Origin of the sequence: Candidatus Chloroploca sp. Khr17, assembly GCF_004138165.1 — a bacterium.
In the GTDB taxonomy this organism is placed as follows: domain Bacteria; phylum Chloroflexota; class Chloroflexia; order Chloroflexales; family Chloroflexaceae; genus Chloroploca.
In genome coordinates this window covers 1-22,156 of sequence record NZ_RYFF01000068.1, presented here as the reverse complement: position 1 = coordinate 22,156, position 22,156 = coordinate 1, and the positions used below count along the sequence as shown (strand labels likewise).

Here is a 22,156-nt window from a genome sequence, read left to right as displayed (position 1 = left end):
GGTGATCGCAGGCCAGCCGATCAGCGAGGCCGTGATCGTACCTTCAGGGTGGTGTTCAATCAAGACATACATCGTCATCGGGGTGGACCTTTCGTTCATCTCATCTGCAGATAGTATACCACACGAACACATGTACCGACACAACAATCATCGTTCAGACAACGACGTGTTGTCTATGCTCCAATACCTTGCAAAGAAGGCGATTGTTTTGACGCAAAGGCGCAAAGGCGCAACGTTTTTCGCGTAGGAGAGCGAGCCCTTCGCGTGAGCTTCTTTGCAAAGTATTGGTTCATGCGCCCCATTTTGCGTTCTACGTTTTACGTTCTGAACAGCCGCCCAAACTGCTCGGGCACCACCGCCTCCGCTGACCCGGCGACGAAGGCGACATGGCAGCGGTGGCAATACCAGGACTGCTGCCAGCGCGCGACCTGACGCGGCCAACGCTCGTTGGCGGCACGGCGACGCTGCTCGTCTCGTTGAATGCAGCGCCCGGTGAGGCCAACGGCGAGCAGCGCACCGACGCTGGCAACGCCCGCGAAGAGGTGCTCGGCGTAGGCGGGGCCCGCCAGCGCCGCCAGCGCCGAGCCCTGGAGGTTGACGATGAGCAGCGTGACGAGGCAACTCGCGGGGACACTGAGGAACAGCAAGCCAACAAGCACGACGATGATCCACCACCCGCCGCCAGGCTCGCGGGGTGGGGCGAGCAACTGCGCAAGGTGGGTTCGCGCAACGCCCGCTGCGGGCACAAGGTCAGCCGTGAGGACGCGGACATCGCGGGTACCCCCGGTGACGATCGCAGCGACGCGCTGGGTCGCCTGGGGTGAGCGGCAACACGGACAGATAGGCTGGCGAGACATACAATACCTCGTTCTGTTCTGAGAGACGGAAAAGCTACCGCTATCGTGTAGAACAATTGTACTATATGTGTCAAGAGGGCACGCCCAGTCTCACATTGCGTGACATCGGGCGAGGGTGATTGGACATCGCTCGCTGGATCACATGGTATACTTGTAGCTATTCTTCAACCTGTCTGCTGCTGGATACCGACTCGTGCGCTGTCTGCACGTTCATACCTCAGTTTGAGCCAGATGTACAGGTGGTGGCGCTTATGCATATCTTTGAACTACGCGACCGTCTGATTGCGGACTACAACGCCTATATCAGTAGTTTTTTCCAGATTCGCAATGCGCAGATTCGTGCGACGGTCGAAGCGGCGGTTGGCGATGGTCTGTTGTGGCCCGAGACGCTGATTCAGCTGAATCCGGCGTTTGCCCCTGGCGCCTGGATTGATGATCTCGTGGCTGAAGGGGTGCTCCACGCTGAGTGTCAACGGATCTTCCGTAAGGATAAAGACAAGCCGGAGCTCCACGGGTTTGGGCGGACGTTGCGGCTCCATCGCCATCAGGAAGAGGCGGTGCGCGTTGCGCGTCAGGGCCATAACTATGTGCTGACCACCGGGACTGGCTCGGGCAAGAGCCTCGCTTATCTTGTGCCGATGGTTGATCATGTGTTGCGGCGTGGCACAGGGCAGGGCATTCAGGCGATCATTGTCTATCCGATGAATGCGCTGGCGAATAGCCAGGAGGGTGAGCTGCGGAAGTTTCTCCAGCTTGGCTACCCCGAGGGGCAGAGTCCGGTGTCGTTTGCGCGTTATACCGGCCAGGAGAATGATGCAACTCGCCAGGCGATTATGGCGCACCCGCCCGATCTGCTGTTGACGAATTATGTGATGCTCGAGTTGATGCTGACGCGGCGCGCCGAGCTGCCGTTGATTGCGGCGGCTCAGGGTTTGCGCTTCCTGGCGCTTGATGAGTTGCATACCTACCGCGGTCGGCAGGGCGCTGATGTGGCGCTGCTGGTGCGCCGGGTGCGTGATCGCCTGGCCGCAGATCGGTTGCAGGTGGTCGGCACGTCGGCGACGCTCGCCGGGGCCGGTACCTTTGCGGAGCAACAGGCTGAGGTCGCGGCGGTCGCGTCACAGCTCTTTGGCACAACGGTCTTGCCCCAGCACGTGGTCGGCGAGACGCTCCGTCGGGTGACGCCCGAGTTTCATGCGGATGATGCTGCGTTTCGCGCCGCGCTTGGCGCACGACTCGGCGATCCTTCCACCCCGCCACCGACGACCTATGCCGACTTTGTGGCCGACCCGCTTTCGCGTTGGCTTGAAAGCACATTTGGGGTCACGACCGAGCCAGAAGGCGTGCGCCTCGTGCGCTCGTTGCCGCGCAGTATCGGTGGGCCAGAGGGCGCGGCGCGTGATTTGCACCGCCTGACGGGCGTGGCCGAGGCTGATTGCGCCACGGTGATCCAGGCTGGTTTGCTCGGTGGCTATGCGTGCGAGCCTGATCCCGCAACTGGTTTTGCGCCGTTTGCCTTTCGGTTGCACCAGTTTATTAGCCGTGGTGATACGGTCTATGCGTCGCTTGAGCCCGACCCACAGCGCTACCTGACGCTGCACGGCCAGCAATTTGTGCCCGGCGATCGTGGCAAGGTGCTCTTCCCGCTCACCTTCTGTCGTGAGTGCGGCCAGGAGTACTATAGTGTCCATCGTACCCGCGATGCGCAGGCGGGGCGCGAGCTGCTGACGCCACGCCTTCTCGGCACAAGCTCTGACGATGATGAAGATGATGCCGGCTATCTCTATTTCAGCAGTGATCTTGCCTGGTCCGATGAGTGGGAAAGCCAGGTCGATCGCTTGCCCGAGGATTGGCTCGAAGAGCATCGTGGCTCGCTCAGGGTGCGGGCGACTCGCCGGAAGGATTTGCCCCAGGCGCTGCATCTTGCGCCCGATGGCACGATTGGCGGTGGCTCCCTCGTGGCACACTATGTCCCGGCACCGTTTCGCTTTTGTCTCTGCTGCGGGGTCTCCTATGGCGGTCGCCAGGGTTCGGACTTTGCCAAGCTAAGTTCGCTCAGTTCCGAGGGCCGCAGTACGGCGACCACGATCCTGAGTCTCTCGGCGGTGCGTGCGCTCAAAGCTTCGCCCTTGCCTAAACGGGCGCAGAAGTTGCTGAGTTTTACCGATAATCGTCAGGATGCGGCGCTTCAGGCCGGGCACTTGAACGATTTTGTGGAGATCGGGGTGCTGCGTGCGGCGGTGCTGACCGCTGTGCGCCGCGCTGGTTCCCAGGGTCTGCGCCACGACGAGCTCACCCAGAAGGTCTTTGATGCGCTGGATCTGCCTCTCGCCGCGTACGCTGAAAATCCAGAGGTGCGCTTCCAGGCGTTGCGCGAGACGCAGCGTGCGTTGCGTGAGGTGCTGGGCTATCGTATCTACCGCGACCTGCGACGCGGTTGGCGGATTACCTCGCCTAACCTGGAACAGTGTGGGCTGCTCGATATGCAGTACGAGTCGCTTGATGAGGTGTGCGCCGCCGAAGATATCTGGCAGCGCGCCCATCCTGCGCTGCTCACGGCAACCGTGGCGACGCGGATGCTGATTGCCAGGACGTTGCTCGATGTGATGCGCCGTGAATTGGTGATCAAGGTTGATTATCTCGATGAGCGCTACCAAGAGCGCATCCAGCAGGAGAGTAGTCAGCGCTTGAAGATGCCCTGGGCGCTTGATGAGCAGGAGCACCTGGAACATGCCGCCGTGCTCTACCCGCGCTCGCGTGGCCCCAACGACTATGGCGGCAACTTCTACCTGTCGCCCCGCGGTGGCTTCGGCCAGTTCCTCCGTCGCCGGATGACCTTCCCCGCTTTCCCCGAGCGGCTGCGCCTAGAAGATACCGATGTCATCCTTCGCGACCTGCTCGCCGGTCTCCAGCAGGCTGATCTGGTGACGGTTGTCGCCCCCGCCCGCGATGCAACGGATGTGCCCGGTTATCAACTGCCCGCCGCCGCGTTGCGCTGGGTGAGTGGCGATGGCACCCGGGCGTTCCGTGACCCGATTCGGACGCCGCATGAGGCGCAGGAGGGCGGGCGCACCAACGCCTTCTTTGTCAATTTCTACGCCGAGGTGGCCGCGTCGCTGCTTGGCCTCGAGGCCCGTGAGCACACGGCCCAGGTGCCATCATTGGATCGCCAGAATCGCGAGGCCGCCTTCAAAGAGGCCGACCTCCCCATTCTCTACTGCTCGCCGACGATGGAATTGGGCGTTGATATCGCCGAGTTGAATGTGGTCAATATGCGCAATGTGCCACCGACTCCGGCCAATTACGCCCAGCGCAGTGGCCGGGCCGGGCGCAGTGGTCAGCCCGCCCTGGTCTTCACCTACTGCTCGACCGGCAGTTCGCACGATCAGTATTTCTTCAAACGACCCGAGCGTATGGTCGCCGGGGCGGTAACACCGCCGCGCCTCGATGTGACCAATCAGGATCTCGTGCGGGCCCATCTGCACGCGATCTGGCTCGCCGAAACCGGCCTGAGCCTGGGGCGGTCGCTGCGCGATCTGCTCGATCTGGAAGGGGAAGATCCGAGCCTGGCGCTGCTGGAGCATGTCCAGGCCGATCTGCGCGATGTGGGAGCGCTGCGCCGCACGCGGGTGCGGGTCGAGCAGGTGCTGGCTTCGCTGCGTCCTGAGTTGCTGACGTCTGGCTGGTTCAAGGACGATTGGGTTGATGCGGTGCTTGCGCGGGTTCCCCAGACCTTTGATGCGACATGCAACCGTTGGCGCGAGCTCTATCGTGCAGCGCTGGCCCAGGCGCGCTCGCAAGATCGCATTATTCGTGATGCCTCGCGGAGTTCCGAAGACAAGAAGCAGGCTGAACGCTTGCGACACGAAGCCGAGGAGCAACTGAAGTTGCTGACGGAGATCGATAATCTGGCGCAGTCGGATTTTTATAGCTATCGGTATTTCGCCAGCGAAGGCTTTCTGCCGGGCTACAATTTTCCGCGCCTCCCGCTCTCGGCCTTTATTCCGGCGCGACGCACCAAGCAGCGCGATGAGTTTCTCTCGCGCCCGCGTTTCCTGGCGATCGCCGAATTTGGCCCGCGGGCGATCGTCTACCACGAAGGCTCACGCTATACGATCAACAAGGTCATTTTGCCGCCAACCTCTGAATACGAGCCACTCACGCGACGCGCCAAGCGCTGCGAGCGCTGCGGCTACCTCCACCCACTGGCTGAGGCTGATGGCCCGGATCTCTGCCAACGTTGCGGGGCACCGCTCACGATAACGCTGCGCAACCTGTTTCGGCTGCAGAATGTGGCGACCAAACGCCGTGACAAGATCAACTCTGATGAAGAAGAGCGCATGCGGATGGGCTATGAGATCATTACCGGCGTGCGCTTCGAGGAGACGGGCGAACATGCTGCTCCGGTGCGCACCGCCAGCGTGCTCCGCGAAGGAATGCTGCTGGCGCGGCTCACCTATGGGCATACCGCCACGCTCTGGCGGATGAACCTGGGGTGGACGCGGCGCAAGAACAAAGAGGAGCACGGCTTTGTGCTTGACCTCGAGCGCGGCTATTGGGCGAGGAACGACCAGGCCGCCGAGGATGAGGGCGACGCGCTCTCGGCACGGACGCAGCGCGTGATCCCGTATGTCGAGGATTACCGCAATTGCCTGCTCTTTGAACCGGAAATGCCCCTGGAGACCGGGGTGATGGCCTCGCTCCAGGCTGCGTTGAAGCATGCCCTTCAGGTGATCTACCAACTGGAAGATAATGAACTGGCGGTCGAGCCGCTGCCGAGCTCGTCTGACCGGCGCGTGATCCTCTTCTACGAGTCGGCGGAAGGCGGGGCCGGCGTGCTTAGTCGCCTGCTGGACGATCCTGGGGCGCTGGCCCGGGTTGCGCAGGAGGCGTTACGGATTTGCCATTTCAATCCCGCAACGGGGGCCGATGAGCGTCGTGCACCCCGTTCACGTGAAGAGTGTGAAGCGGCCTGTTATGACTGCCTGATGACCTACACCAATCAGCGTGACCACGCCTTGCTTGACCGCCAGGCGATCCGTGGGTTGCTGCTGGCCCTCGCCGAGGCCACTTCAGCCGTCTCGCCAGGGGCCAGCACGCGCAGTGACCACCGCGAAGCCCTGCTGCGCCAGGCTGGTTCAGCGCTCGAACAGCAATGGCTGCACTGGCTTGATGCACGTGGGTTGCGCCTCCCCTCACATGCCCAGTACCTGATCGAGGTCTGTGGCACACGGCCCGATTTCACCTATCTGGATGCGATGGCTGTTATTTACATTGATGGCCCCCACCACACCTATCCTGAGCGGGCGGCGCGCGATCACGCTCAGCAAACCTGCCTGGAGGATCGCGGCTATACGGTGATCCGTTTTGCCCACACCGACGATTGGGGTGCAATCGTAGCCAATTTCCCATATGTTTTTGGTGAGAAAATTGATGGTTAGGAGTATTTCAGTGCATCGAATATCTGATGAGGTGACCATTTCCCTTTCGCAACAGGCTGTTGCGATCCAATGCGATGCAATATCCCTGCACGTGCAACTCGCCGATGGACGTGAATTGAGCATCCCGCTCGTTTGGTTTCCGCGCTTGCTGCGCGCGACACCCGAACAGCGTCAGAGTTGGCAGTTGATCGGGCAGGGTGAGGGCATTCGCTGGGACGCTCTTGACGAGGATATTTCGGTCGCCAGCCTGCTAGGGTTACCAAGCGACTGAGTCGTTTGAGAACGAAGTGTGTTGACATGCCACTGAAAGTATCCTATGACAATATCCGAGACGTTTGCGGTTGGTTCGTTGGTTCGTGCCCGTGGGCGCGAGTGGGTGGTGTTGCCTGAGTCAAGCGCCGATCTGTTGGTGCTCCGGCCGTTGGGTGGCACGGAAGATGAGGTGACCGGGGTCTATCTGCCCCTTGAGGCGGTTGAGCCGGCGCGCTTTGCCCTGCCCGAGCCGACACGACCTGGTGATGCGCAGTCCTGCCGACTGTTGCGCGATGCGGTGCGGCTGGGGTTTCGCTCCAGTGCCGGGCCGTTTCGCTCGTTTGCCCGCCTTGCCGTTGAGCCGCGTCCGTATCAGTTGGTGCCGCTGTTGATGGCGCTCAAGCTCGATCCGGTGCGCTTGCTGATCGCTGATGATGTGGGCATCGGCAAGACGATTGAGGCGGGCCTGGTTGCGCGTGAGTTGCTGGATCGTGGTGAAGCATCCCGCCTGGCGGTGCTCTGTCCGCCGCATCTGGCCGAGCAGTGGCAGGCTGAGCTCCGCGAGAAGTTTCATCTCGAGGCTGAACTGGTGCTTCCCAGTACGGCGACGCGCCTCGAGCGACGTTGTCGCCTCGGCCAGTCGCTCTTTGAGGTCTATGATCATGTGATCGTCTCGCTTGATTTCATCAAGGCCGAACGCCGACGCGATGAGTTCCTCCGCACGTGCCCTGAACTCGTGATTGTTGATGAGGCCCATGCTTCAGCGGCGAGCACCGAGCGCCGCGGCAACCAGCATCAGCGCCACGCGCTGGTCGCCGGGCTTGCCGCTGACCGGCAGCGCCATTTGATCCTGGTGACCGCGACCCCCCATAGCGGCGATGAGTCGGCCTTTCGTTCGTTGCTGGCCTTGCTCGACCCGGCCTTCGCCGCGTTGCCTGATGATCTCAGTGGTCCGCAGCACGAGCCGTATCGCCGACGTCTGGCTGCTCATCTTGTCCAGCGGCGTCGTGGTGACATTCGCCACTATCTGCAAGCCGAGACGCCTTTTCCCGAGCGCGATGATCGTGAGGCGAGCTATAAGCTGAGCGCTGGCTACCGGCGGCTCTTCGAGCGGGTGCTGCGCTATGCGCGTGAGACGGTGGCTGATCCCGCCGATGGCAGCCAGCATCGTCAGCGCGTGCGCTGGTGGTCGGCCCTTGCATTGCTTCGTGCGCTCGCCTCGAGCCCAGCGGCCGCCGCCACAACCCTGCGTACCCGTGCGGCAGCAGCGGCGACGACGACCCCTGAGGACGCGGATGCGATCGGCAGGCGGACGGTGTTTGATCAGCTTGACGACGAGAGCAGTGAGGGCGTTGATGTGGCCCCTGGGAGTGATATCGGCGAACTGTCTGGTGATGAGGCTGGTCACCGACGGCGCTTGCTTGAACTGGCCCGCGAAGCTGAGGCGTTGCAAGGCGCAGGCGATGCCAAGTTGCAACAGGCGCTCAGCCTGGTGCGCGCGTTGCTGGCCGATGGCTATCAGCCGATTGTCTTTTGTCGCTTTATTCAGACCGCTGAATATGTTGCGGCCGCCCTGCGCGATCACCTGCCAAAGGACGTGGCGATCGCAGCGGTGACGGGTCTGTTGCCCCACGATGAGCGCGAGGATCGGGTGATCGACCTAGCGGGGCACGCGCGCCGGGTGCTGGTGGCGACCGACTGTTTGAGTGAGGGCATCAATCTGCAGAACCATTTCAGCGCCGTGTTGCACTACGATCTCTCGTGGAACCCGACGCGCCACGAGCAGCGCGAGGGGCGGGTGGATCGCTATGGTCAGCCCCATCCTACGGTCAGGGTGCTGACCTACTATGGCCTCGATAACCAGATTGATGGCATTGTGCTCGATGTGCTGATCCGCAAGCACCGTACGATCCGGAGCTCGCTGGGGGTGTCGGTGCCGCTGCCCGTCAATACCGAGAGCGTCGTCGAGGCGATTTTTGAGGGCCTCTTGCTGCGCGGGGCGAGCAGCGCACGCGGTGGGGAACAGTCACTGCTGCCTGGCTTTGAAGATGTGCTGGCCCCTCAGCGCGAGGCGTTGTTCCGTACGTGGGATCTGGTCGCCGACCGCGAGAAGCGCTCGCGGACGATGTTCGCCCAGGAGAGTATCAAGGTCGAAGAGGTCGCCCGCGAGTTGGCCGAGGTGCGCCATGCGATTGGCTCTGGGCTTGACCTGGCCGCCTTCGTGCGCACAGCAACCCTGGCCCACGGGGCCAGGCTCCACGCCAACGGCGGCGTTCGCATTGATATGACCGAGACGCCGCGAGCGCTCAAGGAGGCGACCGGCGTCGCCAATGCGCTCACGGCCCGCTTTGCGTTGCCTGTTGGCGATGGCGAGGTCTATCTGAACCGCACCCATCCCTTCGTCGAGGGCCTCGCGACCTATATCCTCGATACGGCGCTCGACCCGCTCACCACGAGTGTCGCTCGCCGCTGTGGCGTCATCCGTACCCGTGCGGTAACGACGCGCACGACCCTGCTGCTCGTGCGCTTGCGCTACCATATCATCACCAGGCATGGTGAGATCGAGACGCCGCTGCTCGCCGAGGAGTGCGCGTTGCTCGCGTTCGCCGGTGCCCCTGCGCAGGCCAGATGGCTCGCGACAACGGACGCCGAGGCGTTGCTTGACGCCGGTGCTGATGCAAATACGAATCCTGATCAGGCGACGCATTTTTTGCGCACCGTGCTCGATCAGTTTGACCTTCTCTGGCCTCATCTAAACCAGGCCGCCCACGAACGTGGCCAGCACCTGCTCGAGGCCCATCGACGGGTGCGTGCGGCAGCGCGGATGCGTGGCGTCAGTTATCGGGTCGAGGCCCAGACCCCACCTGATGTGCTGGGGGTCTATATCTACTTGCCGACAAATCTCGGTCATTCTGAACGGAGCGCAGCGGAGTGAAGAATCTCAGGCGTGAACGGTGGTAGTGGCAGCAAGAGGGAAAGGCCGAGATGCTGAGCGCAGCGAAGCAGGACAAGATGGGGTGGTGAAAGGAAGCAGAGATCTATGCCTCGTGGTTCCCGTGATAGCTTCATGACCGTTCGGAGCGAGGGCGGCCTTTTGCCGGCGGATCTGCTGCGCCGCATCGGCGATGGCGATGCGAGCCTGGGAGGGCTGACGCCCGCAACCTATCACCTGGTCGAGGGCGAGCGGATCAATGAGGCGATTAACTATGCCTGGAGCCGGTTGCTCGGTCTGTGGGCCGGGTTTCGTGGTGCGGTCACCAGGCTGGCCCCGACTGAGGCGGCCACCGGTCTGACCCGCGAGCGCTGGTTGTTGCCACTCTTTCAGGAACTCGGCTATGGGCGGTTGCAGGCGGCCAAGGCCGTCGAGGTGAATGGCAAGAGCTACGCTCTTTCGCATGCCTGGGGCCACGCGCCGATCCATCTGGTGGGCTGTCGCGTCGAGCTTGACCGGCGTAGCCCCGGTATCGCCGGCGCCGCCAGGGGCAGCCCGCATAGTCTGGTGCAAGAGGTTCTGAATGCCTCCAGTGCCCACCTCTGGGGCTTTGTCGCGAATGGCTTGCGCCTCCGCCTGCTCCGCGATAATGTGCGCCTGACCCGCCAGGCGTATGTGGAATTTGACCTGGAGGCGATGTTTGAAGGCCAGGTCTATGCCGACTTCGTGCTGCTCTGGCTGGTCTGCCATCAGTCGCGGGTGGAGGCGGCGCAACCCGAGTTGTGCTGGCTCGAGCGCTGGTCACGCACGGCGCAAGCGCAGGGCACGCGGGCGTTGGAACAGTTGCGCGATGGCGTAGAGAGGGCGATCACCGCTTTGGGCTGTGGCTTTCTGGCGCATCAGGCCAATGGTGCGTTGCGTGAGCGCTTGCGCTCGGGGCTGCTGAGTCCGCAGGATTACTACCGTCAGGTGTTGCGCCTCGTCTATCGCTTGCTCTTTCTCTTTGTCGCCGAAGAGCGTGACTTGCTGCTTGATCCGCAGGCCAGCCCCGAGGCCCGCGTGCGCTATCAGCGGTATTATGCGCTGGCGACGGTGCGCCAGTTGGCCGAGCGCCGTGTGGGCACCGGCCACACCGATCTCTACCAGCGAGTGCGGCTGGTGATGCACCTGCTGGGGAGCGACGAGGGCGCGCCGGCCCTGGGTTTGCCGGCGCTCGGGGGCTTCCTCTTCTCACGGGCGGCGCTGCCCGAGCTTGATCAGGCCGAACTGAGCAATCACGCGCTGCTCGATGCGATCCGGGCGCTGGCGTTCAAGAGCGATCGCCACGGTCGCCGCTTGATCGACTACAAGAACCTGGGTTCCGAAGAACTCGGCAGCGTCTATGAGTCGTTGCTGGATCTGCATCCCACAGTGAATGTTGATGCGCCAGACTTCACGCTTGCGACGGCCGGCGGCAGTGAACGCAAGACGAGTGGCAGTTACTATACGCCAACCAGTTTGATTACCTGCCTGCTCGATTCGGCGCTCGACCCGGTGCTCGACCAGGCGGTGCGCCAGGCGCATCCCGTGCAGGCGCTGCTTGATCTGAAGATCATTGACCCGGCCTGCGGCAGCGGTCATTTCCTGATCGCCGCCGCCCACCGCCTCGCCCGTCGCCTGGCCGCGCTGCGCACCGGTGACGAAGAGCCGGCCCCTGAAGCTTTGCGCACTGCGCTGCGCGAGGTGATCGGGCGCTGCATCTACGGTGTTGACAGTAATGCGATGGCGGTCGAGTTGTGCAAGGTGAGCCTCTGGCTTGAGGCGTTGGAGCCAGGCAAGCCGCTGACGTTTCTCGATCACCACATCCGTGTGGGCAATAGTCTGGTGGGGGCGACGCGTGATCTGGTCGCGCAGGGCCTTCCCGACGAGGCCTACAAGCCGCTGGCCGGTGACGACAAGGCGGTAGCCACGATGATCCGCAAGCGCAATAAGCAGGAGCGCGAGGCCCAGCAGCGTGGGCAATTGAGCCTGGGGCTCGAGTTCGACGACCCCGCGAATACCTACGCGCAATTGGCTCGCTCGGCGCACGTCCTCAATACGATGCCCGACGACAACCTTGCGGCGGTGCGTTCCAAGGCGCAGCGTTACGAAGAATTGCGTGCCGGGGCCTACAGCGATATGGTGCGCAGCAATCTCTGGACGGCCGCCTTCTTCACACCGCTCCAGGCCGCCAATGAGCCGGCCATTCCCACCAGCGTCATGCTTGAAGAATGGGACAATATCTTCTACGTCCCAGCTACCAAAAACGCTTTCGAAATCGCCCAGCAGGTCGGCTTCTTCCACTGGGAACTCGAATTTCCCGACGTCTTCGCCCGGCCCACCAGCGTACGGGCGCAGCGTGCTGCGCCCCGGCCGTCCGCCGACACGGAACCGCCCTTCGGCTCCGGAGGCTTTGATGTGGTGCTCGGCAACCCGCCGTGGGAGCGGATCAAGCTGCAAGAGCAAGAGCATTTTGTGGATGTGGAGGAGATCCGCAATGCGCCCAACAAGGCGGCGCGTGAACGCCTGATGGCGGCCTGGCGCAAGGGCGAAGCACACCAGCGCACGCGCATGGCCCAGTTTGACCAGGCGAAATACCGCGCCGAGGCCGAAAGTCGTTTTGTCCGGGGCAGCGGGCGCTTCGCGCTGACGGCAGTCGGCGACGTCAATACCTACGCCCTCTTTGCCGAACTCGCCCGTGACCTGCTCGCCCCCACCGGACGCGCCGGCATCATTGTGCCCACTGGCATTGCGACGGATGATAGTACCAAGGCGTTTTTTGGGGATATTGTGACGGCACAAAGCCTGGTTAGTTTTATCAGTTTTGAGAATGAAGCCCGCATTTTTGCGGAAGTGCATCACGCTTTCAAGTTTGCCGCCGTGACGATGAGTGGTAGCGGTGCGCGGATCAAGCAGGCCCGCTTTGTCTTCTTCTGTCGCCATTTTGAGCATGTCACCGATCCCGTGCGCAACTTCACCCTCAGTACGGAAGATTTCTTGCTGATCAATCCCAACACGCGCACCGCCCCAGTCTTTCGCACCAACCAGGATGCGGAACTGACCAAAAAGATCTACCGCACTGCGCCGGTACTAATCAATGAGCAGACCGGTGCCAACCCGTGGGGGGTGCGTTTTCTCGCGATGTTTCATATGTCCAACGACAGCCACCTCTTCCAGAGCGCCCCAGGCGACGGGCTTGTGCCACTGTATGAAGCAAAAATGTTCTGGCACTTTGATCATCGCTACGGAACGTATGAAGGTGTATCGCAGGCACAACTAAACCAGGGGACGTTGCCACAACCAGAGGAAGCGTGGAAAGCCAACGCCGATCACGTTGGCACGCCAAGGTACTGGATCCCCGCTGACGCAGTGAAAGAGCGCCTGGCTGGGCGCTGGGATCATGGTTGGTTGTTGGGCTTCCGGGATGTCACCAGCAACGTCGTAGAACGCACCGCCATCTTCAGCCTGCTGCCACGGGTGGGGGTGGGGAATAATGCTCCATTGATTTTGTTCACAGAACCTCAAGCGACTCTAATTGCATGTTTTTTGGCAACGGTAAATGCTCTCGTTTTTGACTTTGCTACTCGGCCAAAGGTTGGTGGCACCCACATGAACTTCTTCATCGTCAACCAACTCCCCGTCCTGCCGCCCTCGGCCTTCAGCCCCGCCGACATCGCGTACATCGTGCCGCGGGTGGTGGAGCTCGTGTACACCGCGTGGGACATCAAAGCCTTTGCGGAGGACGTTTGGGAAGAAGTAAAAAGGAAAAAGGAAAAAGGAAAAAGCGATGAAGAACGGGCTTGGGCTGAGGGGTTGCTGCGCGAACTGGTGTACCGCAACGTTGCGTGCAACCGCGATGCGCCGCGCGACATGTTCCCGATGCCACAGGGCATCAGCGCCGATGGCAGCGTCGATTTTTCCCTTTTGCCTGCTACCTTTTGCCTTCCGCCCTATCGGTGGAATGACGAACGAAGGGCACAGGCGCGGGCGGAGCTCGACGCGCACATCGCCCGGCTCTACGGACTGACCCGCGACGACCTGCGCTACATCCTCGACCCGGCGGACGTCTACGGAGCAGACTTCCCCGGCGAAACCTTTCGTGTGTTGAAAGAGAAGGAGCTCAAGCTCTACGGCGAATACCGGACGGGGAGATTGGTCTTGGCGGCGTGGGATCGTGAGGAAGAGGCCAGAGCAAGAGGCCAACCGAAGGTAGACTAGCGATGGGGCATCAACCCTGCTACAACTGGCGGCGTTTCTGGATACCACATAACGCAACTATCCGCCTCGACGAGCGCGGCTATCTTGCCGATCCAGAAGAACCATTGGGTGCAGCCTATAATCCTGAGTTAGTGTCACTCGAAGCGCTTGCGGATATGCCATGCCTGGTACTGCTCGGGGATCCAGGCATGGGTAAATCAACGTTGCTCCACGCCCATGCTACCGAGATGGAGCAACAGATCGTTGTAGCCGGCGACAGCCATCGTTTTCATAATCTTGGGGCATTCCAGACAGATGCCCTGCTGAACCAGAAGATCTTTGGCAGCAGTGTCTATCAGGCGTGGCTTGGCGGGTCACATCAACTCTACCTCTTCCTTGATAGTCTCGATGAGTGTCGGCTGAACATCAAAACCGTCGCGGCCTGGCTCGCCGAAGAACTTCGCACATGCCCGACTGAGCGGCTTCGGCTTCGAATAGCTTGCCGTACAGCCGAGTGGAGCACAGAACTCGAAGAGACATTAAAAGATCGCTGGCAAGGGGACGTTGGGATCTTCACATTGGCACCGTTGCGCCGCGTTGATGTAGCGGTCGCGGCTGAGGCGCATGGATACAACCCTCAAGATTTTCTGGATGAAATTGCCCGTGTAGGTGCAGTGCCGCTTGCCATCAAACCAATTACACTCGACTTTCTCCTACGCTCATATGCCCATGCCGGCCAGCATCTTCCAGCTCGCCAGACTGAACTGTATGCCCAAGGCTGCCTCCTTCTCTGCGACGAGCATAGCCGAACCCGTCGCGAAGCTGGCTTCACGGGAGCATTCACGGTTGAGGATCGCCTGCACGCTGCCGAACGAATCGCATTTCTCTCACTCTTTGCAAATCGCCCGATGATCTGGACAGGCCCAGTGACGGGTATCGAGCGGCATGGAACACTACTTTTGGGTGAGCTTGTAAGCGCACTAGACTCAGCATCACTGATTAACGAGGCAGTGTTCAATGAGACACTGACCACTGGCCTGTTCACAACCCGCAGCCCAGATGAAGTGGTCTGGTCACACCAGACCTACGCAGAATTCCTGGCAGCACAATACCTGCACCGCCAGGATGTGCCGCTTGCGCAGTGTATGAGCTTGCTGGTACATCCCAAAGATCCTGGTAAGCAACTCATTCCGCAGCTTCACGAGACCGCAGCTTGGTTAGCAGGGATGCGTGTTGATGTCTTTCGTGCAATCATACAGTGCGACCCTGAAGTGCTTCTCCGTAGCGATGTCGCCAGAGCCGATTCAGAAGATCGTGCATCGCTTGTCGCAGCTTTGCTCGAATTGTTTGATCAAAAGCGACTCTTTGATCGCGATAGCCGCTTCAATCAGCGCTACCGCCGCCTTGCCTATCCACAAATAGCTACGCAGTTGCGTCCCTACATCCTCGATCAAACCAAGGAAGTGCTGGTTCGCTGTGTGGCAATCAATATCGCTGAGGCTTGCGAACAACAACAACTTCAGGATGATCTTGCCAAGGTCGCACTCAATCCGCTTGAATCGTACCAGGTACGTATCGAGGCTGCCTCGGCGGTGGCACAGATCGGCGACTCAGCGATAAAGGCGCAACTCACACCACTTGCATTTGGAACAGCGGGGGCAGACCCTGATGACGAATTGCGCGGTTGTGGCCTGCGAGCAACTTGGCCAGAGCACCTCAATGCCGAGCAACTCTTTGTTTCGCTCCAGCCACCACGGCACGAGAATTTGTTTGGCAGCTACAAGTTATTTCTCATCAGCCACTGCACAAAACATCTCAAGCCAACCCATCTGCCGACAGCACTAGCGTGGGCCGTACCGCATGCCACTGGCCCGGCTTTTCGAACCCTGAACCAGATTGTCGATGAGATCATGGCGTTGGCCTGGCACCACCTGAGCGAGCCCGGCGTTCTGGCCGGTTTCGCTACCGTTGCCCAAGTGCGAATGGAAAATTACGCACCCCTCTTCCGGTATGACGATATGGAGCTCCGTCGCGACACCCCAGAACTTCAGGCACTGTACCAGAGCTGGTATCACGACTCGGATCAACGGTATAGCCTATTTAGTACGCTCCTTCCCCGCCTGATGGCTTCCAGAAAAGAGGTTCTTTTGCTGGTTTATAATCAGCCACCGGTTGTTCTGTCATCTGACTTTGCGTGGCTGATCGAGCAATTGGGCCAGGCCCAGGATCCAGAACTTCAGACTGCACTGGCAACTATTGCTGCGCGTGTGCTCAGAGTAAAGGATCCGGATCAACTCAGCAGAGCTTATGAAGCCGTGCAGCAGAATGAGTACCTCGCGGCGTGCCTCCAACATGTCTTCGGATTCATCCGTCTCGATTCGAAAGAAGCGGCACGACTCAAGGCTGATCACCAGTATTGGCAAGGGCTTGAGCGTCAGCGCGAGCAACACCAGATTCAATTGCCACCCCCTGGCGAAATCTTCAATCTGCTCGATAGCTTTGAAGCAGGGAATATGAACGCCTGGTGGCGATTGAACCGGTTTCTCTGTTTTGATCCAGCAGGCAAAGAACATCATGGGGAGTTCAAGCCCGATCTTCGCACGTTGCCAGGCTGGCAAGCTGCGGATCAGGCGACACAGGCTCGCATCATATGCGCTGCAGCGCGGTATGTTTGCGAGATGCGTGATGCGCCAGAGCAATGGCGAAAGAAAGATGGCTTCAGTCTCTATCGCCCATCATTCGCTGGATATCGAGCGCTGCTGCTCCTGTTCTTCGAGGATCGCGATACCCTGGTGCAGATTTCACTGTCCGCTATCTGTCGATGGATCCCTATCATCGTTGGATACCCAGGAATCAACGATAATACAGGCCAGCGCGCACAACAAGAGCTCATCAAACTTGCCTATGTGCAGTGTCCCAAGGAGACGATTACGGAGTTCATACGGGAGATAAGCGTAGATGATCGGCGTGGCCGCGGTCCATCTCTTTGGAAGCTCGAACACTGCTGGGATGAGCAGTTAGCCAGGGCGCTGATGACCTGGCTTGAGAACCACGAGCCACCAGCTTCGACCCTGGAGAGTGTTATCGGCGAGCTTTTTGAGCATGGTCTCTTCCCTGAGGCCCAGGTATTGGCTGAGCGTCTGATAACCCAACCAATACCAGAAGACGAGGGGCAACGTGAGCGAACCCTTGCCGTTGGTCGCGCTCTAATGCAGAAATCACCTAATGCCGGATGGCCTATCCTCTGGCCGATCATCACCAGCGATCTCCAATTCGGGAGCGAACTTATCCTCTCGGTTGCAGCCTATGACCACATGGTGAATCGCATTGGCGCACAACTCTCCGAAGATGCGCTGGCCGACCTCTATCTCTGGATGGAGCAGCAGTTTCCCCACCACGAGGATCCGCAGTCCGATGATGACACCGTTGAGTTTTACGAGGACACCCCGCGTAATGAGGTTGCCCAATGGCGCGATCAGCTTCCGCAGATTCTCAAGCATAAAGGAACAGCTGCTGCTATCAGGGCCATCCAACGGATCGTTGCTGCTCTTCCTGACATCCACTGGTTACACTGGATGCTCTTGGAAGCGCAGGCCATCGCTCGACGTGAAACCTGGACACCACACCCCCCCGCAGAATTGCTCGCCCTGACCCAGAATCGTGACGGACGCCTCGTTGACAGCGGCGAACAGTTGTTGGATGTTATCATCGAGTCGCTCCAGCGGCTTGAGCAAGAACTCCAGGGCGAGACACCAGGAGCAATTGACCTCTGGAACGAAAGCAGCGAAAGACCAGTCACCTATCGCCCGAGAGACGAGAACCGGCTGTCGGACTATGTCAAACGCCACCTCCAGCGTGATCTGTGTGAGCGAAACATCGTCATCAATCGCGAGGTTGAGATTCAGCGCGGCGGCGGCGGAACCCCTGGTGAGCGTACCGACATCAAGGTCGACGTGATACGTAAAGGAACAGCCAAGAATAATCACGATCACATCACCGTGATTATCGAGACCAAGGGATGCTGGAATCGTCAGCTACAAGAGGCGATCAAGAGCCAGTTACACAACCGCTACCTTCGGGAGCACCGAAGTAACTTTGGGCTCTACCTGGTTGGTTGGTTCAATTGCACAGCCTGGGATGACAACGACTATCGGAAAGCTGCGGCGCTACAGATGGATCGTCCGTCTGCCAAGTTACGCTTTGAACAACTAGCAGCAGAGAACACCGGAAGCCATGTGATGATACGTGCCTTTGTCTTGAATACAGCCCTACCTGACGTGGTTCCATCAACATCTGAGCCAAAGCCTAAGGGGACGTGCTAGGAGTTGGCGCAATACGCCACCGCCATCAAGGATAAGAATACGGCTTCGCCATCGGATTGCATCACCTCAGTCGAAATAGGTGGATAGAGCAGGTACCTGAGATTGCGTTAACCTTGCAGAACGCAGCGCCGCGTATCAATAGACTCGCATAAATAAACCTTATCCGAGTCTATCCACCTCCCCCTCTTCTCGTGTATACTACTAACACATGTTCTAGTCGTAACCGCGGGGAGGGGGTATGGACAAGGCGCCCGGCATCGATGATCGCCCGTCTGACCATGAGGCGGTGGCCTCGCATCAGGTCGCACCGTGCGGCCATACGGATCATCCGTCTGATCATGAGACGCCGCACATGGCGCTCGTGCCCAGTCCGGCAATGCCCACCGCACTCAGCCAGGCCGCCGCCGCTGCTGACCGCGCTGCATCGTCGGCGCTGTTCGCCGAGTACCGCCAGCAACTCGCGGCCCGCACGCGTACCGCTCACGATCAGGATCTCGCTCGCTGCGCGCTCTACCTTGCTGATGTCGGGGTGAGCGTTGGGGCGCTGGCCGTCGAACCAGCGGCCTGGGCCGGGTTCACCTGGGGGTTGGTCGAGGGCTTCAAGCGCTGGATGCTGCGCGAGGGCTTTGCGCTGGCGACGCTCAACCGTACCCTGGCGACCATTAAGGCCTACACGCGGCTCGCCGCCCAGGCCGGTGCGCTCTCTGCTGAGCAGGCGACGCTCATTGCGGCGGTGAAGGGCTACGGGCGCTAGGGAAAGCTGAAAACGGAAAGCTGAAAGCTGAAAGCTGAAACAGAGCGTCAGTGCGGTCGTGGGATGCCGATGTGTAGCACCGCACGCTTGCCAGGGAAAGCTTCAGCCGAAAGCTTAAATAGAGCACCAATGTAGCCAGGGAAAGCAAAAAAACTGAAAGCTGAAAAGGAGGACCAATGCAGCCGTGGGATGTCGATGTGCAGCGCCGAACGCTTGTGTATGCAAACAAGATCCTTGATGTGGTGGACCGGTTGCCCAATGCACGATCGGCCTCCATTCTTGCCAATCAGTTGGGTCGCTCAGCGACGTCCGTGATGGCGAATCACGCCGAAAGCACGCGGGCACGAAGTGTTGCCGAGAAGATCGCGAAGCAGGGCCTCTGTCTGCAAGAGTTGCAAGAGTCTCACGCCTGGCTTGCGCTGCTCAAGCTGCGCACGTACTGTGATGTTGAAATCCGCGACGCACTCCTGAAAGAAACCGATGAACTGATCGGTCTCTTTGTCACCAGCATCAAGCGCTTCGCAAACCAATGATCGCTCTAGATTTCCGCTTTCATCTTTCATCTTTCCGCTTTCATCTTTCCCCACGGCCTGTGGATCTATCGGTATGGCGACGCCGGCGCGGTCTGCGAGCGCCACGTCACCAGTCTCGCGTTGCATCAGACACCGGAACTGCCGCGTCACCTGCTCCTTCAGTTGCGGGCTGGGGGCGCGGCATCATAACGGGCACGCATGGCTCGGCGCACGACCGTGCAACGCAAGGCGGTTCTTTTGGCGCAACGGCGTAACGGCGCAAAGGTTTTCGCGGAGGTGCGCGAACCCTTCGCGCCTTCGCGTGAGCTTCGTTGCACGGTCGTGTGGCTCGGCGACGAGGCCAGTTCGCTGGAACGATGGAGGGAGTTGTGGGGTCTGGGAGCATGGTGGACTGCTGGAACGCTGTCCTCGCTGCGGCGGTCGGCGTGGGCATGAGGTATCATAGGTGGCAACAGCATAATCTGCGTGTTCCCAAACGACAGGAGCAATGATGACGACCACCGATGGACGCTCGAAACTGCAGCGGGGCGGGCGCGAACTGCTGATCCCGACCCAGGCGCTGGTGCTCCGCTTTCGCGTTGAGCTTCAGCGATCGGAGCCGCTGATCTGGCGTGAAATTGAGGTGCCCGGCGACTACACCTTTTGGGATCTGCACGTTGCGATCCAGGATGCGATGGGCTGGCTCGACTATCATCTGCATCGTTTCACGATCCCCCATCCACGCACGAAGCAGGAACGCGTCTTCGGTATCCACAACCTGAGCCAAGATTGCGACGACCCGCCGAGTTGGGCGTCTCAGGTTGCGTCGATGTTCACCCTCCGCAACGACACGGCCCGGTATGAGTACGACTTCGGCGACAACTGGCAGCACACCGTTCGGCTGGTCGACGTGATCCGCCGTGATTTCACCGCCAGGTATCCACGCTGCGTTGGGGGTGCGCGAGCCTGCCCACCAGAGGATTGTGGAGGGATGTATCGCTTTGCGGAGATCCTCCGTGACCTCGCCGATGACACGTTGGACGACGATCTCCGCGTCTGGCTGCCGCAGGGGTATGATCCGGCCCGCTTCGACCCCGCCGCGGTGCGGTTCAGCGACCCGGCCCGGCGGCTGGCCTACAGTTGGTATGGCAATGCTGAGGCAGGGGATGACCCGTTTGGGGGGTAGGGGAGAGCGATGGCATCTCAAGCAGGACAAGGACGAAGGCGCTGAAGTGCGCCTCATCACCTGTCGCACGTGGAGGAGTTCATGCGTACCTGAACACAATCAAGGCATTGAGGATTCGGGGCGGTGGAGACGCCGAACAAAAAGAGATATGCCAACACGCAGCCCAATCAGGTGCAGCGATTTCCAGGGCTACTGCCTCTGGATTTTACAGGTTATCCTTCGGCTATCCTTAATGATAGAAATGACCACATAGAACCATTGACATCACCATTGACATCATGCGGCTCATAGCGTAGACTCGAAGATAGCTTTCTTGCGCAGTCCATTGATGTTGATCGCCGGGCATTTCGTGCATCATCCGCTGCAATGAGTTCGCCGAGTTACCATGCCTGCTGTTAGCCACACGTCTATCCCCGAGCAAGGCCAGCTGGTCGAGGTGCGCCAACGTCGCTACGTTGTCACTGAGGTGCGGCAGAGTATGCTTCCTCCCGACCCGCTGGTGGCCTACGATGCCACCCCACAGCATCGGGTGACGCTCGCCTCGGTCGAGGATGACGCGCTCGGCGAGGAACTCCAGGTGATCTGGGAGATCGAGCCGGGCACCCAGGCGGTCGAGGGTGCCGCGCTGCCCCAGCCCAGGGGCTTCGACGACCCCCAGCGCTTCGACGCTTTCCTCGATGCCGTGCGCTGGGGTGCCATCGCCAGCGCCGATCTGCGCGCCCTCCAGGCTCCCTTCCGCTCCGGCATCACCATCGAGGATTATCAGCTCGACCCGGTCGTGCGGGCGATCCAGATGCCCCGCGCCAATTTACTGATCGCTGATGATGTCGGCCTCGGCAAGACCATCGAGGCCGGCCTGGTCGTCCAGGAGCTGATCCTGCGCCACCGCGCCCGCGCGGTGCTGATTGTCTGCCCCGCCGCGCTCCAGATCCAGTGGCGCGACCAGATGCGCGATAAGTTTGGGCTGGAGTTCCGCATCGTCGACACCGAGTTGATGCGCGTGCTGCGCCGTGAGCGTGGCCTGCACGTCAACCCCTGGACGCACTTCCCGCGCCTGATCACCTCAATTGACTTCCTCAAGCGTGAGCGCCCGATACGCCTGTTTCGCGAGGTGCTGCCTGGCCCCGATGAGCCAGCCTACCCGCGCCGCTTCGACATGCTGATTGTCGACGAGGCGCACAACGTGGCCCCCTCGGGCCGAGGCAAGTACGCCACCGACTCGCTGCGCACCCTGGCCATACGCACGATCGCCCCGCACTTCGAGCACCGCCTGTTCCTCTCCGCCACGCCGCATAACGGCTACCCCGAGAGCTTCACCGCCCTGCTGGAGCTGCTCGACCCCCAGCGCTTCGCACGTGGCGTGACGCCGGATCGCAGGAGCCTGGGTGCCGTGATGGTGCGCCGCATGAAGTCGGAACTACCGCCGCGCTGGGACGGCACCCCGCGCTTTCCCGCGCGCACGCTGGAGGCGATTGAGGTCGTCTATACCCCTGAGGAGTTGCGCGTTCACCAGGTGCTGCGCCAGTACACGCAGTCGCGCCTGAAGGGGGCCAGCGACCAGACCGAGCAGGTGGCCAGTGAGTTCGTTGTTTTTGATAAAGTAAAAGGGGCTCTCCCGCACTTTCCGTGCAGGCAGGGCGAGAACCAACGTGCTAGAATGATAGGTTTGAGCATACGTTTGTATT

Annotated in this window: 10 protein-coding genes; 9 read left to right on the top strand and 1 reads right to left on the bottom strand. The window is 60.6% G+C overall.

From position 1 onward, the window contains the following. Positions 1 to 317: 317 nt before the first annotated feature. Positions 318 to 857 (bottom strand): hypothetical protein, encoded by a 540-nt coding sequence (locus EKD05_RS22940; protein WP_129677560.1) that lies wholly within the window; start codon positions 855 to 857, stop codon positions 318 to 320. Between the two features lie 251 nt (positions 858 to 1,108). On the opposite strand from EKD05_RS22940, the gene EKD05_RS22935 reads away from it, so the two are divergent. The 9 genes from EKD05_RS22935 to drmD all read left to right on the top strand — a co-directional run. Then, positions 1,109 to 6,298, top strand: a complete 5,190-nt coding sequence (locus EKD05_RS22935) for a DEAD/DEAH box helicase (RefSeq protein ID WP_129677558.1) — start codon at positions 1,109 to 1,111, stop codon at positions 6,296 to 6,298. Positions 6,299 to 6,308: 10 nt separating this feature from the next. Then, positions 6,309 to 6,569 (top strand): DUF2442 domain-containing protein, encoded by a 261-nt coding sequence (locus EKD05_RS22930; protein WP_240695903.1) that lies wholly within the window; start codon positions 6,309 to 6,311, stop codon positions 6,567 to 6,569. A 45-nt stretch (positions 6,570 to 6,614) separates the two neighbouring features. Next, the gene (locus EKD05_RS22925) at positions 6,615 to 9,485 is read left to right on the top strand and encodes a helicase-related protein (protein ID WP_129677553.1); all 2,871 of its coding nucleotides are present in this window, start codon (positions 6,615 to 6,617) and stop codon (positions 9,483 to 9,485) included. 105 nt (positions 9,486 to 9,590) lie between these two features. Further along, positions 9,591 to 13,718: an N-6 DNA methylase gene (locus tag EKD05_RS22920; protein ID WP_129677551.1), complete on the top strand. Its 4,128-nt coding sequence runs from the start codon at positions 9,591 to 9,593 to the stop codon at positions 13,716 to 13,718. A gap of 2 nt (positions 13,719 to 13,720) precedes the next feature. Continuing rightward, the gene (locus tag EKD05_RS22915; RefSeq protein ID WP_129677549.1) at positions 13,721 to 18,019 is read left to right on the top strand and encodes an NACHT domain-containing NTPase; all 4,299 of its coding nucleotides are present in this window, start codon (positions 13,721 to 13,723) and stop codon (positions 18,017 to 18,019) included. Positions 18,020 to 18,257: 238 nt separating this feature from the next. Continuing rightward, entirely contained in the window at positions 18,258 to 18,773 is a 516-nt protein-coding gene (locus EKD05_RS22910; RefSeq protein WP_129677547.1) for a hypothetical protein, read from the top strand. A 176-nt stretch (positions 18,774 to 18,949) separates the two neighbouring features. Then, positions 18,950 to 19,306 carry a four helix bundle protein gene (locus EKD05_RS22905; protein WP_129677545.1) on the top strand — a complete coding sequence of 119 codons (357 nt, stop codon included), beginning with the start codon at positions 18,950 to 18,952 and terminating at the stop codon, positions 19,304 to 19,306. A 487-nt stretch (positions 19,307 to 19,793) separates the two neighbouring features. After that, positions 19,794 to 20,471, top strand: a complete 678-nt coding sequence (locus EKD05_RS22900; RefSeq protein ID WP_129677543.1) for a plasmid pRiA4b ORF-3 family protein — start codon at positions 19,794 to 19,796, stop codon at positions 20,469 to 20,471. 385 nt (positions 20,472 to 20,856) lie between these two features. Continuing rightward, a partial coding sequence (drmD, locus tag EKD05_RS22895; RefSeq protein WP_165360913.1) for a DISARM system SNF2-like helicase DrmD occupies positions 20,857 to 22,156 on the top strand: 1,300 nt, incomplete at its 3' end.